Source organism: Tardiphaga sp. vice304, assembly GCF_007018905.1.
In the GTDB taxonomy this organism is placed as follows: domain Bacteria; phylum Pseudomonadota; class Alphaproteobacteria; order Rhizobiales; family Xanthobacteraceae; genus Tardiphaga.
Genome location: NZ_CP041402.1, coordinates 2,639,368 through 2,655,059, shown reverse-complemented (window position 1 = coordinate 2,655,059; position 15,692 = coordinate 2,639,368). Strand labels below are relative to the sequence as shown.

Sequence of the window (15,692 nt, the reverse complement as noted above, 5' to 3'; positions counted from 1 at the left end):
GCAAGACCATGACCCAGGCGCTAAAGGGCGTTCGCATTCTCGACTTCACCCACGTCCAGTCCGGACCGACCTGCACGCAGTTACTGGCGTGGTTCGGCGCCGACGTCATCAAGGTCGAGCGACCGGGCGTTGGCGACATCACGCGCGGCCAGTTGCAGGACGTCCCCAACGTCGACAGCCTGTATTTCACCATGCTGAACCACAACAAGCGCTCGATCACGCTGGACACCAAGAACCCGAAGGGCAAGGAAGTCCTGACCGCGCTGATCAAGAACTGCGACGTGCTGGTGGAGAACTTCGGCCCCGGCGTGCTCGACCGCATGGGCTTCCCGTTCGAGAAGATCCAGGCGATCAACCCGAAGATGATCGTCGCCTCGATCAAGGGCTTCGGCCCCGGTCCCTATGAGGACTGCAAGGTGTACGAGAACGTCGCGCAGTGCACCGGCGGTGCGGCCTCGACCACCGGCTTCCGCGACGGTCTCCCCCTCGTCACCGGCGCGCAGATCGGCGACTCGGGTACCGGCCTGCACCTCGCGCTCGGCATCGTCACCGCGCTGTACCAGCGCACCGTGACGGGCCGCGGCCAGAAGGTCACCGCCGCGATGCAGGACGGCGTGCTGAACCTGTCGCGCGTCAAGCTGCGCGACCAGCAGCGCCTCGCGCATGGCCCGCTGAAGGAATACAGCCAGTTCGGCGAAGGCATTCCGTTCGGCGATGCCGTGCCGCGCGCCGGCAATGATTCCGGCGGCGGTCAGCCCGGCCGCATCCTGAAGTGCAAGGGATGGCAGACCGATCCCAACGCCTACATCTACTTCATCGCGCAGGCGCCAGTGTGGGAGAAGATCTGCGACGTCATCAACGAGCCGGAGTGGAAGACCAATCCGGAATACACCAAGCCGGCGGCGCGCCTGAAGCACCTCAATTCGATCTTCGCCCGCATCGAAGAATGGACGATGACCAAGACCAAGTTCGAGGCGATGGAAATCCTCAACAAGGACGACATCCCGTGCGGCCCGATCCTGTCGATGAAGGAACTGGCCGAAGACCAGTCGCTGCGCGCGACCGGCACCGTGGTCGAGGTCGACCATCCAGAACGCGGCAAGTACCTGTCGGTCGGCAACCCGATCAAGATGTCGGATAGCCCGACTGTGGTGGAACGTTCGCCGCTGCTCGGCGAGCACACCGACGAGATCCTGCGCCAGGTGCTCGGCTTCAGCGACCACCAGGTCGCCGAGATCCACGACTCCGGCGCGCTCGATCCGCCGCGCAAGGTGGCCGCGGAGTAAGCGGCGGGGCTGACACTCCGTTGAAGACCAGAGGCCGCCTCCGGGCGGCCTTTTTGCGTCAGCCGCTCTACCCCCTCGATCGACATTGCGAGGAGCCCTTGCGACGAAGCAATCCAACTCTTTCCGCGCTCGCGGCATCTGCATTGCCGCGTCGCGGAGCCTGTCATCGGGCCGGCGAAGCCGGACCCGGTGGCTCCTCGCAATGACGGCGGGTAGTCACGTTCAGCAGCGAACAAAATGGAACTTTGATAAGGAAAACGTATCGATCGATTTTGCACTGCAAAATCATCTTCGCTGCCATGCAAACAAAGCCCTATTCGCTGGCATCTGGTATACGTAGATTAGCCCTCAGACGACCACGGCGCCCCGGCGCCAAACCTGAGGGATGACCATGTCCAACACTGCTTCGCTCGGCTTCACGCCGTCCACCTCGCTGTTCGGCCGCCTGATGGCGCAGATCGACCGGCTCTTGATGACCAGCGCTCGTATTTCGGCCCGCAACGGCGACCTGCCCCGCTTCGGTCTCTGACCCCCGATTTTTGGCCGGCGCGCTGGCGCGCCGCCGCTACGTTTCCTCCCAGACTGGCCCCGGATTTCCGGGGCCTTTTTTTTGCGTGCGCGTGGCGCTGCCATCGACTGCGACATTTCAGCCCGCGGCCGGATTGGCACCGGGTAATCTCTTGCAGGGTGGCATATCGCATACCAAACTGGCCGAAAGGTAATGCTTCGCGCTTAGATAGAAAGCATGCCGGGGAGGAGAATGGCCGACCGCCCTGACAGGGCCGAGGCCGCAATTGCCATGATGCATGCACCCGCCCTCACATTTTCGCCGATCGGCCAAACAACCAGCTTGTCGGCTCGCCGGCCCCGCGCCACGCAGACGTGTGGCGCCCTCTCGCGACCATCCGAACCTTTGAAGGAATGCCGCCGCTCGGTCACACCGATTGAAAGTCGACGCACGATCGACGCGATCAAAACGAATGGGAGAGAAACATGAAGCTTTATGCCTCTTGTCTAGCAGTTGGCGCGGTGGCGACATGTGTCGCGGCCCTGATCACCCCGGCCCAAGCGGCCTGGGAGCCGATGCGCCCGGTGGAATTCATCATCCCGGCCGGCACCGGCGGCGGCGCCGACCAGATGGCTCGCACCATTCAGGGCATCGTCACCAAGCATAATCTGATGAAGCAGCCGCTGGTGGTGATAAACAAGTCCGGCGGCGCCGGCGGCGAAGGCTTCCTCGACGTCAAGACCGCCAACAACAACCCGCACAAGATCATCATCACGCTGTCGAACCTGTTCACGACGCCGCTGGCCACCGGCATTCCCTTCAACTGGAAGGATCTTAGAGGCTGACTGAAAAAGAAGCTGAGTGATTTCAGCCAGTTGTGATTCCTTCGGATTTGCGAAGATTCGAGGGAGAGCACGATGGTCTGGACTGAAATCACCCGCCGACACTATAGGCGGGCGAGCTTGCGATATGAAAGCGATACGACGGATGCCGAGTGGTTTGTGATGGAGCCGCTTCTGCCGCCTGCTTCGGCGCTCGGTCGCCCGCGTGCGACAGATATGCGAACGGTGATGGATGCGATCCTGTATATTGCGTCGACCGGCTGCCAATGGCGGCAGTTGCCCAAGGATTTCCCGCCCTACTCGACGGTGCAGGGCTATTTCTACGCGTGGTCGCGCGGCGGACTGTTTGCGTCGCTGAACTACACGCTCGTGATGGCCTCGCGCGAGGCGGCTGGCCGAGAGGCGAGCCCAACGGCCGGAGTGATTGACAGCCAGTCGGTGAAAACCACGGAAAGCGGCGGCCCCCGGGGCTATGATGCAGGTAAGAAAATCAAGGGCCGCAAGCGCCACATCGTCACCGACACGCAAGGAAACTTGGTCGGGCTGGTCGTGCACGAAGCCAGCATTCAGGACCGTGATGGTGCCCCGTGCGTTCTTGCTTCGATACGTTATCGCTATCCGTGGCTGCGCCATATTTTTGCCGATGGTGGCTATGCCGGAGATAAGCTGCGTCAAGCTTTGAAGCGCATCGGCAATTGGACGATAGAAATCATAAAACGATCCGACAGGGAGCAGGGCTTCGAAATCCTACCGCGCCGATGGGTCGTCGAACGAACGTTCGGATGGCTCGGTCGCTGCCGCAGATTGGCAAAGGACTTCGAGACCACAATCGCCAGCGCCGTTGCCTGGGCGTTCGTCGCTCACATTCGCGTCCTTATAAGACGGCTTGCAAAAGCCTGAAATCAAACGAATTCATTATGAGTCAGACTCTTACCCCGGTCGCGATGCTGGCACTCGACGAGTTCGTGCTCTGGGTCAATGCCGAAAAGCCCTACAAGGACGTCAAGGAATTCGTCGCCGCGGTGAAGGCCGCGCCGGCAGGCACCATCAAGATGGGCGGCACCGGCTCCAAGCAGGAAGACCAGATCATCACCGTCGCGCTGGAGAAGGCCGTGGGCAGCAAGCTGACCTACATCCCCTACAAGGGCGGCGGCGAGGTCGCGGTGCAGCTGGTCGGCAACCACGTTGACGCCACCGTCAACAACCCGATCGAGGCGGTGGCGCAGTGGCGCGGCGGCAAGGTGCGGCCGCTCTGCGTGTTCGACGAGAAGCCGATGGATTATTCCGAACCGGTCGCCGACGGCAAGACCTGGAAGGACATCCCGACCTGCAAGTCGCAGGGCCTCGACATCGAATATGTCATGCTGCGCGGCATCTTCATGTCGCCCAAGGCCACCAAGGACCAGGTCGCCTATTACGTCGACCTGTTCCAGAAGGTGCGCGCCACGCCGGAGTGGCAGGACCTGATGAAGAACGGCGCCTTCAATACCACCTTCATGACCGGCGGCGATTACACCGAATGGGTCGAGAAGGAAGAGAAGCGCCACGAGACTTTGATGAAGGAAGCCGGCTTCCTCGCCCAGAGCAACTGACGGCGCGTCGCTGACAATCGACGGACATCTCCCCGGGCCTGCAAGTGCCAGGCCCGGGGCGCCCTGTGATCGCATCCAATCTCGTCCATCAGGAGCTCTCATGACAGCGCGTCCCTCCCGCCATGCGGGCCCTTCTCACAAGGCTGTGGAGTCCGGCGTCACGCTGACGATTGGCCTGCTCGGCGCCGTCGTCGTCTATGGCAGCATCAAGGCCGGCATTGGCTGGGGTGCGGAAGGCCCGCGCGCCGGCTTCTTCCCGTTCTATGTCGGGCTATTCATCATCGTCTCCAGCGCGGTCAATCTATGGCACACGATCCGCGACGACGACGGCGCGCTGTTCGCCGAATGGGGCCAGTTGCGCCAGGTGTTCAGCGTCATGATCCCGACCGCGATCTATGTCGCGGTGCTGCCCTATAGCGGCCTGTACCTCGCCTCCATGGTGTTCATCGCCGGGTTCATGCGCTGGCTCGGCAAGTATCAATGGCCCGCCATCGCCGCGATCGCGCTCGGCATGCCGATCGTGACCTATCTGATCTTCGAACGCTGGTTCCTGGTGCCGTTGCCGAAGGGGCCGATCGAACACTGGATCGGCCTGTAACCGTCGCAATCGTCAGAAGAATTCCGGGGAATTTTCGACATGGAAGAAATCGCCAATCTGTTTGCCGGCTTTGCCGTCGCCTTGCAGCCCTTCAATATCGCAGTGATGATCCTCGGCATCGTGCTCGGCGTGGTCATCGGCGTGTTGCCCGGCCTCGGCGGCGCCAACGGCGTGGCGATCCTGCTGCCGCTGACCTTCAGCATGCCGCCGACCTCCGCCATCATCATGCTGTCATGTATCTACTGGGGCGCCCTGTTCGGCGGCGCAATCACCTCGATCCTGTTCAACATCCCCGGCGAACCGTGGTCGGTCGCGACCACCTTCGACGGCTATCCGATGGCGCAGCAGGGCAAGGCCGCCGAAGCCCTCACCGCCGCCTTCACCTCGTCCTTCGTCGGCGCGCTGTTCGCCGTCATCATGATCACGCTGGTCGCGCCGCTGGTGGCGAGCTTCGCCCTGCAATTCGGGCCGGCGGAAAAATTCGCGGTATATTTTCTGGCCTTCTGCAGTTTCGTAGGCTTGAGTAAGGAGCCGCCGTTCAAGACCATCGCCGCGATGATGATCGGCTTTGCGCTGGCCGCCGTCGGCCTCGATTCCATCACCGGCCAGTTGCGCCTGACCTTCGGCTTCACCGAAATGCTGAACGGGTTCGACTTCCTGATCGCCGTGATCGGCCTGTTCGGCTTGGGCGAAATCTTCCTGACGATCTAGGAAGGCCTCAACTTCAAGGGCGGCAAGGCCAAGATCGATTTGCGCGTCGTGCTGAAAACCTGGAAGTCGCTGCCGCGCTACTGGATGACCTCGTTGCGTTCCTGCGTGATCGGCTGCTGGATGGGCATCACGCCGGCCGGCGCCACGACCGCGTCGTTCATGAGCTACGGCATCGCCAAGCGCGTCTCCAAGCAGGGCAAGAACTTTGGCAAGGGCGAAATCGAAGGCGTGATAGCGCCGGAAACCGCCGCGCACGCGGCCGGCACCGCGGCGCTGCTGCCGATGCTGTCGCTGGGTGTCCCCGGCTCGCCGACCGCCGCGGTGCTGCTCGGCGGGTTGCTGATCTGGGGCCTGCAGCCCGGCCCCATGCTGTTCGTCGAACAGAAGGAGTTCGTCTGGGGCCTGATCGCCTCGATGTATCTCGGCAACCTCGTCGGCCTAATCGTGGTGCTGACCTGCGTGCCGCTGTTCGCCGCCATCCTGCGGGTGCCGTTCAGCATTATCGCGCCGCTCATCCTCGTGCTGTGTGCGATCGGCGCCTATTCCGTGCACAACTCGACCTTCGACGTGGTGATGATGCTGGTGTTCGGCGTGGTCGGCTACGCGCTGAAGAAGTGCAATTACCCGCTTGCGCCGCTGGTGCTGGCGATCGTGCTCGGCGACAAGGCGGAGGAAGCGTTCCGCCAGTCGCTGCTGGGGTCGCAGGGGTCGCTCGGGATCTTCTTCTCCAACGGGCTGGTCAGCACGATCATGATCCTGGGACTCATTGCACTGTTCTGGTCGGTGATCTCGAATGGCATCGCCCGCCTGAGGCCGGCGCAGCCGCAGGCCGCGCAATAGGCTTCCCAAACCGTTCTTTGCTACTTAACAAGCGACAGGCCGGCGGCCACCACCGCCGGCTTTGTCGTTTGTGTTGCAGCACAGCAATGCGAAATTTACTGCGACAAACCGTCAAAATACTGCTTGTGCACTGGCATATCATATACCAAACTGCCGGGAGTAGAGCGCTACAAAAAACAGAATGGCGCCTCGGGAGAAACTAATGACGGATGCAGTTCACGGAGTTACTCCAGCGACCGCGCGGGTCAGTGATGCGTATCGCTGGACACAATTGGCCATCGGCGTCGGCGCGATGGTGATGATTGCGAACTATCAATACGGCTGGACGTTTTTCGTCCCCGACATCCAGAAAAAATTCGGCTGGGACCGCGCCTCGATCCAGTGGGCGTTCACCCTGTTCGTGCTGTTCGAAACCTGGCTGGTCCCGATCGAGGGCTGGTTCGTCGACAAATACGGCCCGCGGCTCGTCGTGCTGATCGGCGGAATCCTGTGCGGCATCGGCTGGGCGATCAACGCGCAGGCCGAGACGCTGAACGGCTTCTATCTCGGCATGATCGTCGCAGGCATCGGGGCCGGCGGCGTCTACGGCACCTGCGTCGGCAACGCGCTGAAGTGGTTTCCCGACAAGCGCGGCCTCGCCTCCGGCATCACCGCCGCCGGCTTCGGCGCCGGCTCCGCACTGACCGTGGCGCCGATCCAGGCGATGATCGCCGGCTCCGGCTTCCAGACCGCGTTCCTGTATTTCGGTCTCGGCCAGGGCATCGTGATCGTCATCCTCGCGTTCTTCCTGTATGCGCCGAAGGCCGGCCAGACGCCGCCCGTGACGGTGAATCCCAACGTCATCCAGACCCGCCGCAACTACACGCCGACCGAAGTGATCCGCCATCCGATCTTCTGGCTGATGTATTTCATGTTCGTCATCGTCGGCGCCGGCGGCTTGATGATCACAGCCAACCTGAAGCCGATCGCGGCTGACTGGAAAATCGACAACGTTTCGGTGACGATCATGGCCATCACGATGACGGCCGTGACCTTCGCGGCTACCATCGACCGCGTGCTCAACGGCCTGACCCGGCCGTTCTTCGGCTGGATCTCGGACAAGATCGGGCGCGAGAACACCATGTTCATCGCCTTCGGCATGGAAGGTGCCGGCATTTACGCGCTCTACGTCTGGGGCCACGATCCGCTGTGGTTCGTGCTGCTGTCGGGCTTCGTGTTCTTTGCCTGGGGAGAGATCTATTCGCTGTTCCCCTCGACCTGCACCGACACCTTCGGCTCGAAGTTCGCCACCACCAATGCCGGCCTGCTCTACACCGCGAAGGGCACCGCGGCGCTGCTGGTGCCGGTTGCGAACTACATGCAGCAGTCGTCGAACTCCTGGGACAACGTGTTCCTGATCGCCGCCGGCGCCAACATCCTGGCCTCGCTGCTCGCACTGTTCGTGCTCAAGCCGTGGCGCAAGGTCGTCGTCGCGAGAGCGCAGGCGTAACGACTGCCACGACACACCGGCAAAAGCGCCCGTTCTCCGGAACGGGCGTTTTTTTGTGCTCTGGTTGCTTCCGCGATTCCGCTGTTCGCAGTGACGCTCCCAACTCTCCCGTGTCGTCCTCGCGAAAGCGGGGACGACACGGGAAGTCCAAGCGTCACTTCTGGCATGCCAGACAATGGGAATGCCGACTCACTGTCCAACGAGCTATACAAACCCGTTAAGTCACGGTGATCACGTCAGTAATCCTGTCCTTTAAACCGCCCTACCTCGCAGAAGCTCCGCAACATTCCCGTTGACAACTGGCATTACGTATACCAACCTGAGCAGACAAGATTGGTCCCATACCAACTCATTCTCAGGGAGGCTGCCATGAACGTCGGAGATATTCTGCGCACGAAGAGTACCCGCCTCGCCACCGTCCGCATGAATGAGACGGTCGCGATCGCCGCCCAATTGCTGCGCACCGGCAATATCAGCGCGCTGGTCGTCAAGGACGTCTGCCGCACCGAAGGCAATACGGCCGTCGGCATGTTTTCCGAACGTGACGTGGTACGCGCGGTCGCCGAGCATGGCGCGGCCGGTCTCAATCTCAAGGTCGCCAACCTGATCTCGGTGCAGCAGCTGATATCCTGCCGCTCCGCCGACACGCTCGAGCACGTCCGGCACTTGATGAACGTCAACCACATCCGCCACGTCCCGGTGATCGACGACTACACGCTGATCGGCGTCATCAGTATCCGCGATATATCGACGGCGCTGGAGCATGACAGCGTGGAAGCGAAGCACGCCGCAGTGGCGTAGCCCCTCTCACTGTCGTTCCGGGGCGCGAGCGCATCAACGCGAGCGAACCCGGAACCTCGACATGAGACGATGAACATTTCGGGATTCCGGGCCTGCGCCATCCGGCTGCGCCGTCTGCCGCATCCCGGAATGACAGCCTAGGGCAACCGCCATTCACGCATGGCGCACCGCCTGCCCTCCCGATGGACATTCGCGTGCCGCGGCGGCATCCTCTCCCCAAAGAACAACGTGCGCCTCCGGCGCCGGAAAATTGGGGGAGACACCATGATCAGGACCCGCTTTACCGACCTCGTCGGCGTCGAACATCCGATCGTGCAGGGCGGCATGCAGTGGGTCGGGCGCGCCGAACTGGTCGCCGCCGTCGCCAATGCCGGCGCGCTCGGCATGATCACCGCGCTGACCCAGCCGACGCCGGAAGACCTGACGAAGGAAATCGCGCGCTGCCGCGACCTCACCGACAAGCCCTTTGGCGTCAACCTCACCATCCTGCCCTCGATCAAGCCGCCGCCCTATGCGGAATATCGCGCCGCGATCATCGAGAGCGGCATCAGGATCGTCGAGACCGCCGGCAACAAGCCGCAGGAACACGTCACCGAGTTCAAGAAGCACGACGTCATCGTCATCCACAAATGCACCAGCGTGCGCCACGCGCTGTCGGCCGAGCGGATGGGCGTCGATGCAATCTCGATCGACGGCTTCGAATGCGCCGGCCATCCCGGCGAGGACGACACGCCGGGCCTGATCCTGATCCCGGCCGCCGCCGACAGGATCAAGATTCCGATGATCGCCTCCGGCGGGTTCGGCGATGGCCGCGGCCTCGTCGCAGCGCTCGCGCTAGGGGCCGAGGGCATCAACATGGGCACCCGCTTCATGTGCACCAGGGAGAGCCCGATCCACCAGGCGGTGAAGGAGCGCATCGTCGCCAATGACGAGCGCGAGACCGATCTGATCTTCCGCACCATGCGCAACACCTCGCGCGTCGCCAGGAACGCGGTGAGCCAGCAGGTGGTGGCGCTGGAAAAACAGGGCGCCACCTTCGAGCAGGTCCGCGACCTCGTCGCCGGCTCGCGCGGCAAGCAGGTCTACGCCACCGGCGACGCCGAGGACGGCATCTGGTCCGCTGGCCAGGTGCAGGGGCTGATCCACGATATTCCCACCTGCGGCGAACTGGTGTCGCGCATCATCCGTGATGCCGAGGCCATCATCCGCTCGCGGCTGGAAGCCATGCTGTCCGGCGCGCAGCGCCAGGCCGCCGAATAACCACAGAAACGAGAATGAAGATGAAAGCCTATGTCTACGGCGCCAACGGCGCTGCGATCACCGATGTCGCCAAGCCCTCCCCCACCGGCACGCAAGTACTGGTCCGCGTCCGCGCCAATGGCCTCAACCGCGCCGACCTCGGCATGACCCGCGGCCATGTCCACGGCAGCGCCGGCGGCGCCGGCACCGTGCTCGGCATGGAATGGTCCGGCGAGGTCGCCGAACTCGGCCCGGACGCCCGGGGCGTCGAGGTCGGAGACCGCGTGATGGGCTCGGGGGCTGCCGCCTTTGCCGAGTACACGCTGGCGGATCACGGCCGGTTGTTCAAGATTCCGGCGGCGTCCAACATGAGTTTCGAACAGGCCGCCACCCTGCCCATCGCACTGACCACGATGCACAATGCGCTGATGACCAACGGCGCGCTGCAGCCCGGCCAGTCGGTGTTGATCCAGGGCGCCAGCTCCGGCGTCGGGTTGATGGCGCTGCAGATCGCCAAACTGAAGGGGGCGAAGACGGTGATCGGCTCCTCGACCAATGCGGAGCGCCGCGGCCGGCTGCGCGAATTCGGCGCCGATCTCGCGATCGACTCGAAGGACGCGGGCTGGGTCGACGAGGTGCTGAAGGCCACCCATGGTAACGGCGTCGATCTGATCGTCGACCAGATCTCGGGCCCGGTCGCCAACCAGAATTTGCAGGCGACCAAGGTGCTCGGCCGCATCGTCAATGTCGGCCGGCTCGGCGGCACGCATGGCGATTTCAACTTCGACCTGCACGCGGCGCGTCGCATCTCCTATATCGGCGTCACCTTCCGCACCCGCTCGGTGCAGGAGATCCGCGATATCTTTGACGCGGTGCGCGCCGACATCTGGCCGGCGGTGGAAGCGGGCACGCTGAAGCTGCCGATCGACAAGGTCTATCCGTTCGCCGAGATCGGCGCCGCGTTCGACCGCATGGATGCCAACCAGCATCTCGGCAAGATCGTGGTGACGCAATAGAGCCTTGCTTCACAGGTGGTATCGCGTCGGCAAGAACGCCGTGGCGATACCACCGCCTGGCCTATACGACCTTGCCGAACACCGCGCCGATCGCGGCCGTCAGGCCCATCGCGAAAGCGCCCCAGAAGGCGACGCGCAGCGTCGGACGCAGCAGGCCGGCGCCTCCCGCTTTGGCGCCGATGGCGCCGAGCAGGCACAGGAACAGCAACGCTCCGGCGAAGACGGCTGGAACCAGATAGGCGGCCGGTGCGATCAGCACCAGAAGCAGTGGCGCGGCGGCGCCGACCGTGAAGGTCGCGGCCGACGCCAGTGCGGCCTGGACCGGACGCGCCGTGCTGATCTCGGAAATGCCGAGTTCGTCGCGCGCGTGGGCGCCCAGCGCATCCTTGGTCATCAATTGTTTCGCGACGTCGCGGGCGAGACCGAGGTCGACGCCGCGCGCGACGTAGACCTGCGCCAATTCTTCCTGTTCGAACACCGGATTGGTGGAGAGTTCGAGACTCTCGCGCGCAAGGTCGGCCTTCTCGGTATCCGACTGCGAACTGACCGAGACATATTCACCGGCCGCCATCGACATCGCACCCGCGACCAGCCCGGCGACTCCGGTGAGCAGCACGTCGCTCTGGGCCGCGTTGGCCGACGCCACGCCGACGATCAGGCTCGCGGTCGAGATGATGCCGTCATTGGCCCCGAGCACGGCGGCGCGCAGCCAGCCGATGCGGGAAACGAGATGGTTCTCAGCGTGACTGCGGCTCATGGATGACCTCGTTCGCCTGCGTCAGCCGGCATGCTGATCGAATGATATCGATATTGAGCACATTCCTGGCGACCCGGGTTGACATTAATCAGATCAAGGACGCGCAGTCTTGCTAGCCTACCAGCCGAGCCCGGGCAACGTCGCGCGTCCGAGCCATCGACGTACGCGGAGAGGTTTCCATGAACGTCCAGCCTGCCGACGCCACGTCGGAGCCGCGGCATCTGCTGCAATCCCTGACATTGACCCATGCGGTGCTCTACGGCCTCGGCGTCACCATCGGGGCTGGAATTTACGTCCTGGTCGGCGCGGCGGCCGGGCGCAGCGGCATGCACGCGCCGCTGGCCTTCGTCGGCGCCGCCCTGATGATGTCCTTCACCGCTGCGTCGTTCGCCGAACTGGGCACGCGGATGCCGGTCAGCGCCAGCGAGGCGGCCTATGTGCAGTCCGCCTTCCAGCGCAACTGGCTCAGCCTGACGGTCGGGCTTCTGGTCGTGGCAGCGGCCACCGTATCGGCGGCCACCATCAGCGCCGGCAGTGCCGGCTATATTGCGGTCTTCGTGCCGCTCCCGGCGGGCTGGATCATCGCCGGCGTCGTGCTGGCGATGGGCGCGGTGGGCTGCCTCGCCACGGTGCACTCGGTGACCTTCGCCGGCCTGATGACGATCATCGAGGTGGGCGGTCTGGTCCTGATCATCATGGCCGGCATGACGCGCGGCACCGAAGTGATCGACCGGCTGCCCGAAATGTGGCCCGCGGCACGGGACGCTGCAGCCTGGGCGGGCGTGGCCGGCACCTCGCTGACCGCGGTGTTTGCGTTCATCGGCTTCGAGCATCTGGTCAACGTGGCCGAAGAGATGAAGCAGCCGGGGCGAACCCTGCCGCGCGCGCTGTTTCTGACGCTCGGCCTGACCGCGCTGATCTATGGCGCCATCGTCTGGATTGCGGTGATCGCCGTGCCACCGGCCGAGCTCGCCCGCTCAATGGCGCCGCTGGCGCTGGTATTCGAACGCCTGACTGGCTTCCCGCTGGTGACGATGAGCGCCATCGCCGTCGTGGCGACGCTGAACGGCGTGATCGTTCATGTGATCATGATCGGGCGGGTGCTCTACGGGCTGGCCAGCCAGGGCAACCTTCCGAAAATTCTCACGCAGCTCAACCCGGTCACGCGCACGCCCGTGCTGGCCACGGCGATCGGCGTCAGCGTTATCCTGATCCTGGCCCTCACCGTTCCCCTCGTCGGCCTCGCCGATTTGACGTCGCGACTGACGCTGGTGATTTTCGCCGTCGTCAATGCCGCGCTGATCCGGATCAAGCTTCGCGGCGATCCGGTGCCGGAAGGCGCGTTCACCTGCGCGCGGTGGGTGCCGTTCGCGGGCCTGATCTCCAGCATCGCCTTGCTGCTCGCCGACCAGTTCGCGGGGTGATCGCGACTATTAAACCACAACGCGATTCCGGCATCATCGCGCGCAAATGGCGCCTTTCGAATCGCGCCGTTCCTGTTTCGGACTCATGCAAGATCAAACTTTCTTTGGGGATAGAATTTATTTCGCGTTAACGTTTCGTTGACTCTCGACACCCCTCGCAAAGTGGATTCATATCACTTCATGATTCGAGGCGGCGGGGCAGTCTTTTCGAGCATGTGCGACGATACATTCCGAGGGGACTAGAGGCATGGCGCGTTCACACGCGACGAGCGCGTGCGGCCAATCCGATTCGATCAAAGGATTGGCGCAGTCGATCGCGAAACCGGCATATCACCGGCTGCTGATTGCGGAGCCCGCGCTGCGCCGCGCCGTCCCCACCCTGATCATCGCTTTTCTCATCACCATCTTCTTCGGCGCCTTCGTGCAGGTCGTCGACCAGAGCCGGCAGAAGCAGAACGCGATGAAGCGCGATCTGTCAGCGTTGGCCGACCTGCTGGGTGAGCGCCTCGAACGTAGCGCCAGCGTGCGCCTCGACCGGCCGGGCGCCGTCGAACGGCTGCAGGCATTGCTGCCGGGCCTGATCCCCGCCTGGGGCATCGCGTCCGGCCGCCATGTCATCGTGCTCGGCGCCGACCAGAGCATTCTCGCCCGCGTGCCGATCGAAGTGCCGGTCAGCGACACGCAGCGTATTCTCGACGTGCTGAGCGTGACGCAGTCGGTCACCGCGAGCCAGCGTGCCGACGTCATCGATGTCAAGCTGCCCGGCGGCAGCCATGCGCTCGCCACCCAGCGCATCGTCAAATCGCTGCCGGGGCAACTCGTCATCATCCAGGAAAACAACGAGGCGATCTGGCGCTCGGAATCGGCGCTGTCGATCACGCTGTCGGCCACCACTGGCTTCGTCGTGCTGATCCTCGGCTTCGCGTTCCACTGGCAGTCGACCCGCGCCCGCGAAGGCGACGCCATCAACGACGCCGTGCGCGGCCGCATCGACACCGCGCTGAACCGCGGACGCTGCGGGCTGTGGGACTGGGACCTGTCGCGCGGCCGCATCTTCTGGTCGCAGTCGATGTTCACCATGCTGGGACTCGACAGCCGCAGCGACCTTCTGACGTTCGGCGAGGTCAACGCGCTGGTGAAATCCGACGACATCGACCTGTTCGCGATCGCCGACCGGCTGATCTCCTCGAAGCTCGACTATATCGACCAGACCTTCCGCATGCAGCATGCCAACGGCCACTGGATCTGGCTGCAGCTGCGCTGCGAGCTGACGCTCGGCCACAGCGAGGGCAAGGGCGACGGCGGCCAGCACCTGATCGGCATCGCCGTCGACATCACCGAGCAGAAGAGCCTCGCCGAACGCACCGTGGAAGCCGACGTGCGGCTGCGCGACGCCATCGAGACCATCCCCGAAGCCTTCGTGCTGTGGGACGCCGAGGATCGCCTGGTGCTGTGCAATTCGCACTTCCAGCGCCTGCACAAATTGCCCGACACCGCGGTGGCACCCGGCACTTCCTACGAGACCGTGCTGGAAGTGGGCTCGATGCCGGAAGTGCGCTCGCGGCTGGCCGAGAGCAGCGCGCACGCGCCGGGCGCACGCACCTTCGAGGCGCAGATCGAGAACGGCAACTGGCTGCATATCTCGGAACGCCGCACCAAGGACGGCGGCTACGTCTCGGTCGGCACCGACATCACACGCATCAAGGAGCACGAGCAGCGACTGGTCGACAAAGAGATGCGGCTGACCGCCACCGTCATCGACCTCAAGCAGTCGCAGACCGCGCTGGAGCAGCAGGCGCTCGAACTCGCCGACCTCGCGCAGAAATATTCCGACGAGAAGAACCGCGCCGAGGAAGCCAACCAGACCAAGTCGAAATTTCTGGCCAACATGAGCCACGAGCTACGCACGCCGCTCAACGCCATCATTGGTTTCTCGGAAATCATGGGCAGCGGCATGTTCGGCACGCTCGGCTCCGACAAGTACCAGGAATACTGCACCGACATTCTGACCAGCGGGCACTACCTGCTCGAAGTCATTAACGACATTCTCGACATGTCGAAGATCGAGGCTGGTCGCATGAAGCTCGACCTGGAGCCGCTCGATCTGGCGCAGACGCTGGCGGAGTCGCTGCGCGTGGTGTCGGGCCGCGCCGACGACAAGAACCTGACACTCTCCGCCGACATCCAGGAAGACACGCCGGTGGTCGCCGACCGCCGCGCCATCAAGCAGATCCTCGTCAACCTGTTGTCCAACGCGGTGAAGTTCACGCCGGATGGCGGCCGCATCACGGTACGCAGCCGCGTGCTGCGCGACTCGGTGGTGCTGATGATCGCAGATTCAGGCATCGGCATCGCGCCGCATTCGCTGCGCCGGCTCGGCCGGCCGTTCGAGCAGGTCGAGAGCCAGCTCACCAAGACCTATCACGGCTCCGGCCTGGGGCTGGCGATCGCCAAGTCGCTGACCAGCCTGCATGGCGGCACGATGAAGCTGCGCTCCCGGCTCGGCATCGGCACCGTCGTCTGCGTCTCGCTGCCCCGCCAGGGCGCGAAGAAGCCGGGCAAGGTTTCGGCGGCGGCGTAAGCCATTTC

12 protein-coding genes and 2 pseudogenes are annotated in these 15,692 nt (G+C 63.8%); 13 read left to right on the top strand and 1 reads right to left on the bottom strand.

What is annotated here, in order from left to right; genetic code table 11:
* The first annotated feature begins 8 nt into the window (after positions 1-8).
* The 11 genes and pseudogenes from frc (at position 9) to FNL56_RS12500 (ending at position 10,922) form a co-directional block, all read left to right on the top strand.
* Complete coding sequence (gene frc / locus FNL56_RS12545; RefSeq protein ID WP_143573053.1) at positions 9-1,286, top strand: formyl-CoA transferase; 1,278 nt, start codon at positions 9-11, stop codon at positions 1,284-1,286.
* Between the two features lie 391 nt (positions 1,287-1,677).
* Positions 1,678-1,815, top strand: a complete 138-nt coding sequence (locus FNL56_RS27685) for a hypothetical protein (RefSeq protein ID WP_168202918.1) — start codon at positions 1,678-1,680, stop codon at positions 1,813-1,815.
* Positions 1,816-2,279: 464 nt separating this feature from the next.
* Positions 2,280-2,630: pseudogene (locus FNL56_RS12540) on the top strand (tripartite tricarboxylate transporter substrate binding protein); the annotation flags it as partial.
* An 81-nt stretch (positions 2,631-2,711) separates the two neighbouring features.
* Positions 2,712-3,536 carry an IS5 family transposase gene (locus FNL56_RS12535; RefSeq protein WP_143577461.1) on the top strand — a complete coding sequence of 275 codons (825 nt, stop codon included), beginning with the start codon at positions 2,712-2,714 and terminating at the stop codon, positions 3,534-3,536.
* A 17-nt stretch (positions 3,537-3,553) separates the two neighbouring features.
* Entirely contained in the window at positions 3,554-4,228 is a 675-nt protein-coding gene (locus tag FNL56_RS12530; protein ID WP_256365969.1) for a Bug family tripartite tricarboxylate transporter substrate binding protein, read from the top strand.
* A gap of 100 nt (positions 4,229-4,328) precedes the next feature.
* Positions 4,329-4,826, top strand: coding sequence for a tripartite tricarboxylate transporter TctB family protein (locus tag FNL56_RS12525; protein ID WP_143573051.1), 498 nt, complete (start codon positions 4,329-4,331; stop codon positions 4,824-4,826).
* 39 nt (positions 4,827-4,865) lie between these two features.
* Positions 4,866-6,377: pseudogene (locus tag FNL56_RS12520) on the top strand (tripartite tricarboxylate transporter permease).
* 202 nt (positions 6,378-6,579) lie between these two features.
* On the top strand, positions 6,580-7,866 hold the full coding sequence (oxlT, locus tag FNL56_RS12515) for an oxalate/formate MFS antiporter (RefSeq protein ID WP_143573049.1): 1,287 nt from the start codon (positions 6,580-6,582) through the stop codon (positions 7,864-7,866).
* A 369-nt stretch (positions 7,867-8,235) separates the two neighbouring features.
* Positions 8,236-8,667: a CBS domain-containing protein gene (locus FNL56_RS12510; RefSeq protein ID WP_143573048.1), complete on the top strand. Its 432-nt coding sequence runs from the start codon at positions 8,236-8,238 to the stop codon at positions 8,665-8,667.
* 264 nt (positions 8,668-8,931) lie between these two features.
* The gene (locus FNL56_RS12505) at positions 8,932-9,927 is read left to right on the top strand and encodes an NAD(P)H-dependent flavin oxidoreductase (RefSeq protein ID WP_143573047.1); all 996 of its coding nucleotides are present in this window, start codon (positions 8,932-8,934) and stop codon (positions 9,925-9,927) included.
* A 20-nt stretch (positions 9,928-9,947) separates the two neighbouring features.
* Positions 9,948-10,922, top strand: coding sequence for a zinc-binding dehydrogenase (locus tag FNL56_RS12500; protein ID WP_143576145.1), 975 nt, complete (start codon positions 9,948-9,950; stop codon positions 10,920-10,922).
* Positions 10,923-10,983: 61 nt separating this feature from the next.
* On the opposite strand, the gene FNL56_RS12495 is transcribed toward FNL56_RS12500, so the two are convergent.
* Positions 10,984-11,679, bottom strand: a complete 696-nt coding sequence (locus tag FNL56_RS12495; RefSeq protein ID WP_143573046.1) for a VIT1/CCC1 transporter family protein — start codon at positions 11,677-11,679, stop codon at positions 10,984-10,986.
* A gap of 179 nt (positions 11,680-11,858) precedes the next feature.
* Between FNL56_RS12495 and FNL56_RS12490 the strand changes: the two genes are divergently transcribed.
* Together FNL56_RS12490 and FNL56_RS12485 are read left to right on the top strand one after the other, a co-directional pair.
* Positions 11,859-13,103, top strand: a complete 1,245-nt coding sequence (locus FNL56_RS12490; RefSeq protein WP_143573045.1) for an APC family permease — start codon at positions 11,859-11,861, stop codon at positions 13,101-13,103.
* A 247-nt stretch (positions 13,104-13,350) separates the two neighbouring features.
* On the top strand, positions 13,351-15,684 hold the full coding sequence (locus tag FNL56_RS12485) for a PAS domain-containing sensor histidine kinase (protein ID WP_143573044.1): 2,334 nt from the start codon (positions 13,351-13,353) through the stop codon (positions 15,682-15,684).
* Positions 15,685-15,692: the final 8 nt, after the last annotated feature.

Bases quoted from the DNA above. Each gene is read 5' to 3' on its own strand.
- FNL56_RS12495 (WP_143573046.1), bottom strand. From the start codon at position 11,679: ATGAGCCGCAGTCACGCTGAGAACCATCTCGTTTCCCGCATCGGCTGG.
- frc (WP_143573053.1), top strand. From the start codon at position 9: ATGACCCAGGCGCTAAAGGGCGTTCGCATTCTCGACTTCACCCACGTC.
- oxlT (WP_143573049.1), top strand. From the start codon at position 6,580: ATGACGGATGCAGTTCACGGAGTTACTCCAGCGACCGCGCGGGTCAGT.
- FNL56_RS12525 (WP_143573051.1), top strand. From the start codon at position 4,329: ATGACAGCGCGTCCCTCCCGCCATGCGGGCCCTTCTCACAAGGCTGTG.
- FNL56_RS12535 (WP_143577461.1), top strand. From the start codon at position 2,712: ATGGTCTGGACTGAAATCACCCGCCGACACTATAGGCGGGCGAGCTTG.
- FNL56_RS12490 (WP_143573045.1), top strand. From the start codon at position 11,859: ATGAACGTCCAGCCTGCCGACGCCACGTCGGAGCCGCGGCATCTGCTG.
- FNL56_RS12500 (WP_143576145.1), top strand. From the start codon at position 9,948: ATGAAAGCCTATGTCTACGGCGCCAACGGCGCTGCGATCACCGATGTC.
- FNL56_RS12530 (WP_256365969.1), top strand. From the start codon at position 3,554: ATGAGTCAGACTCTTACCCCGGTCGCGATGCTGGCACTCGACGAGTTC.
- FNL56_RS12485 (WP_143573044.1), top strand. From the start codon at position 13,351: ATGGCGCGTTCACACGCGACGAGCGCGTGCGGCCAATCCGATTCGATC.
- FNL56_RS12505 (WP_143573047.1), top strand. From the start codon at position 8,932: ATGATCAGGACCCGCTTTACCGACCTCGTCGGCGTCGAACATCCGATC.
- FNL56_RS27685 (WP_168202918.1), top strand. From the start codon at position 1,678: ATGTCCAACACTGCTTCGCTCGGCTTCACGCCGTCCACCTCGCTGTTC.
- FNL56_RS12510 (WP_143573048.1), top strand. From the start codon at position 8,236: ATGAACGTCGGAGATATTCTGCGCACGAAGAGTACCCGCCTCGCCACC.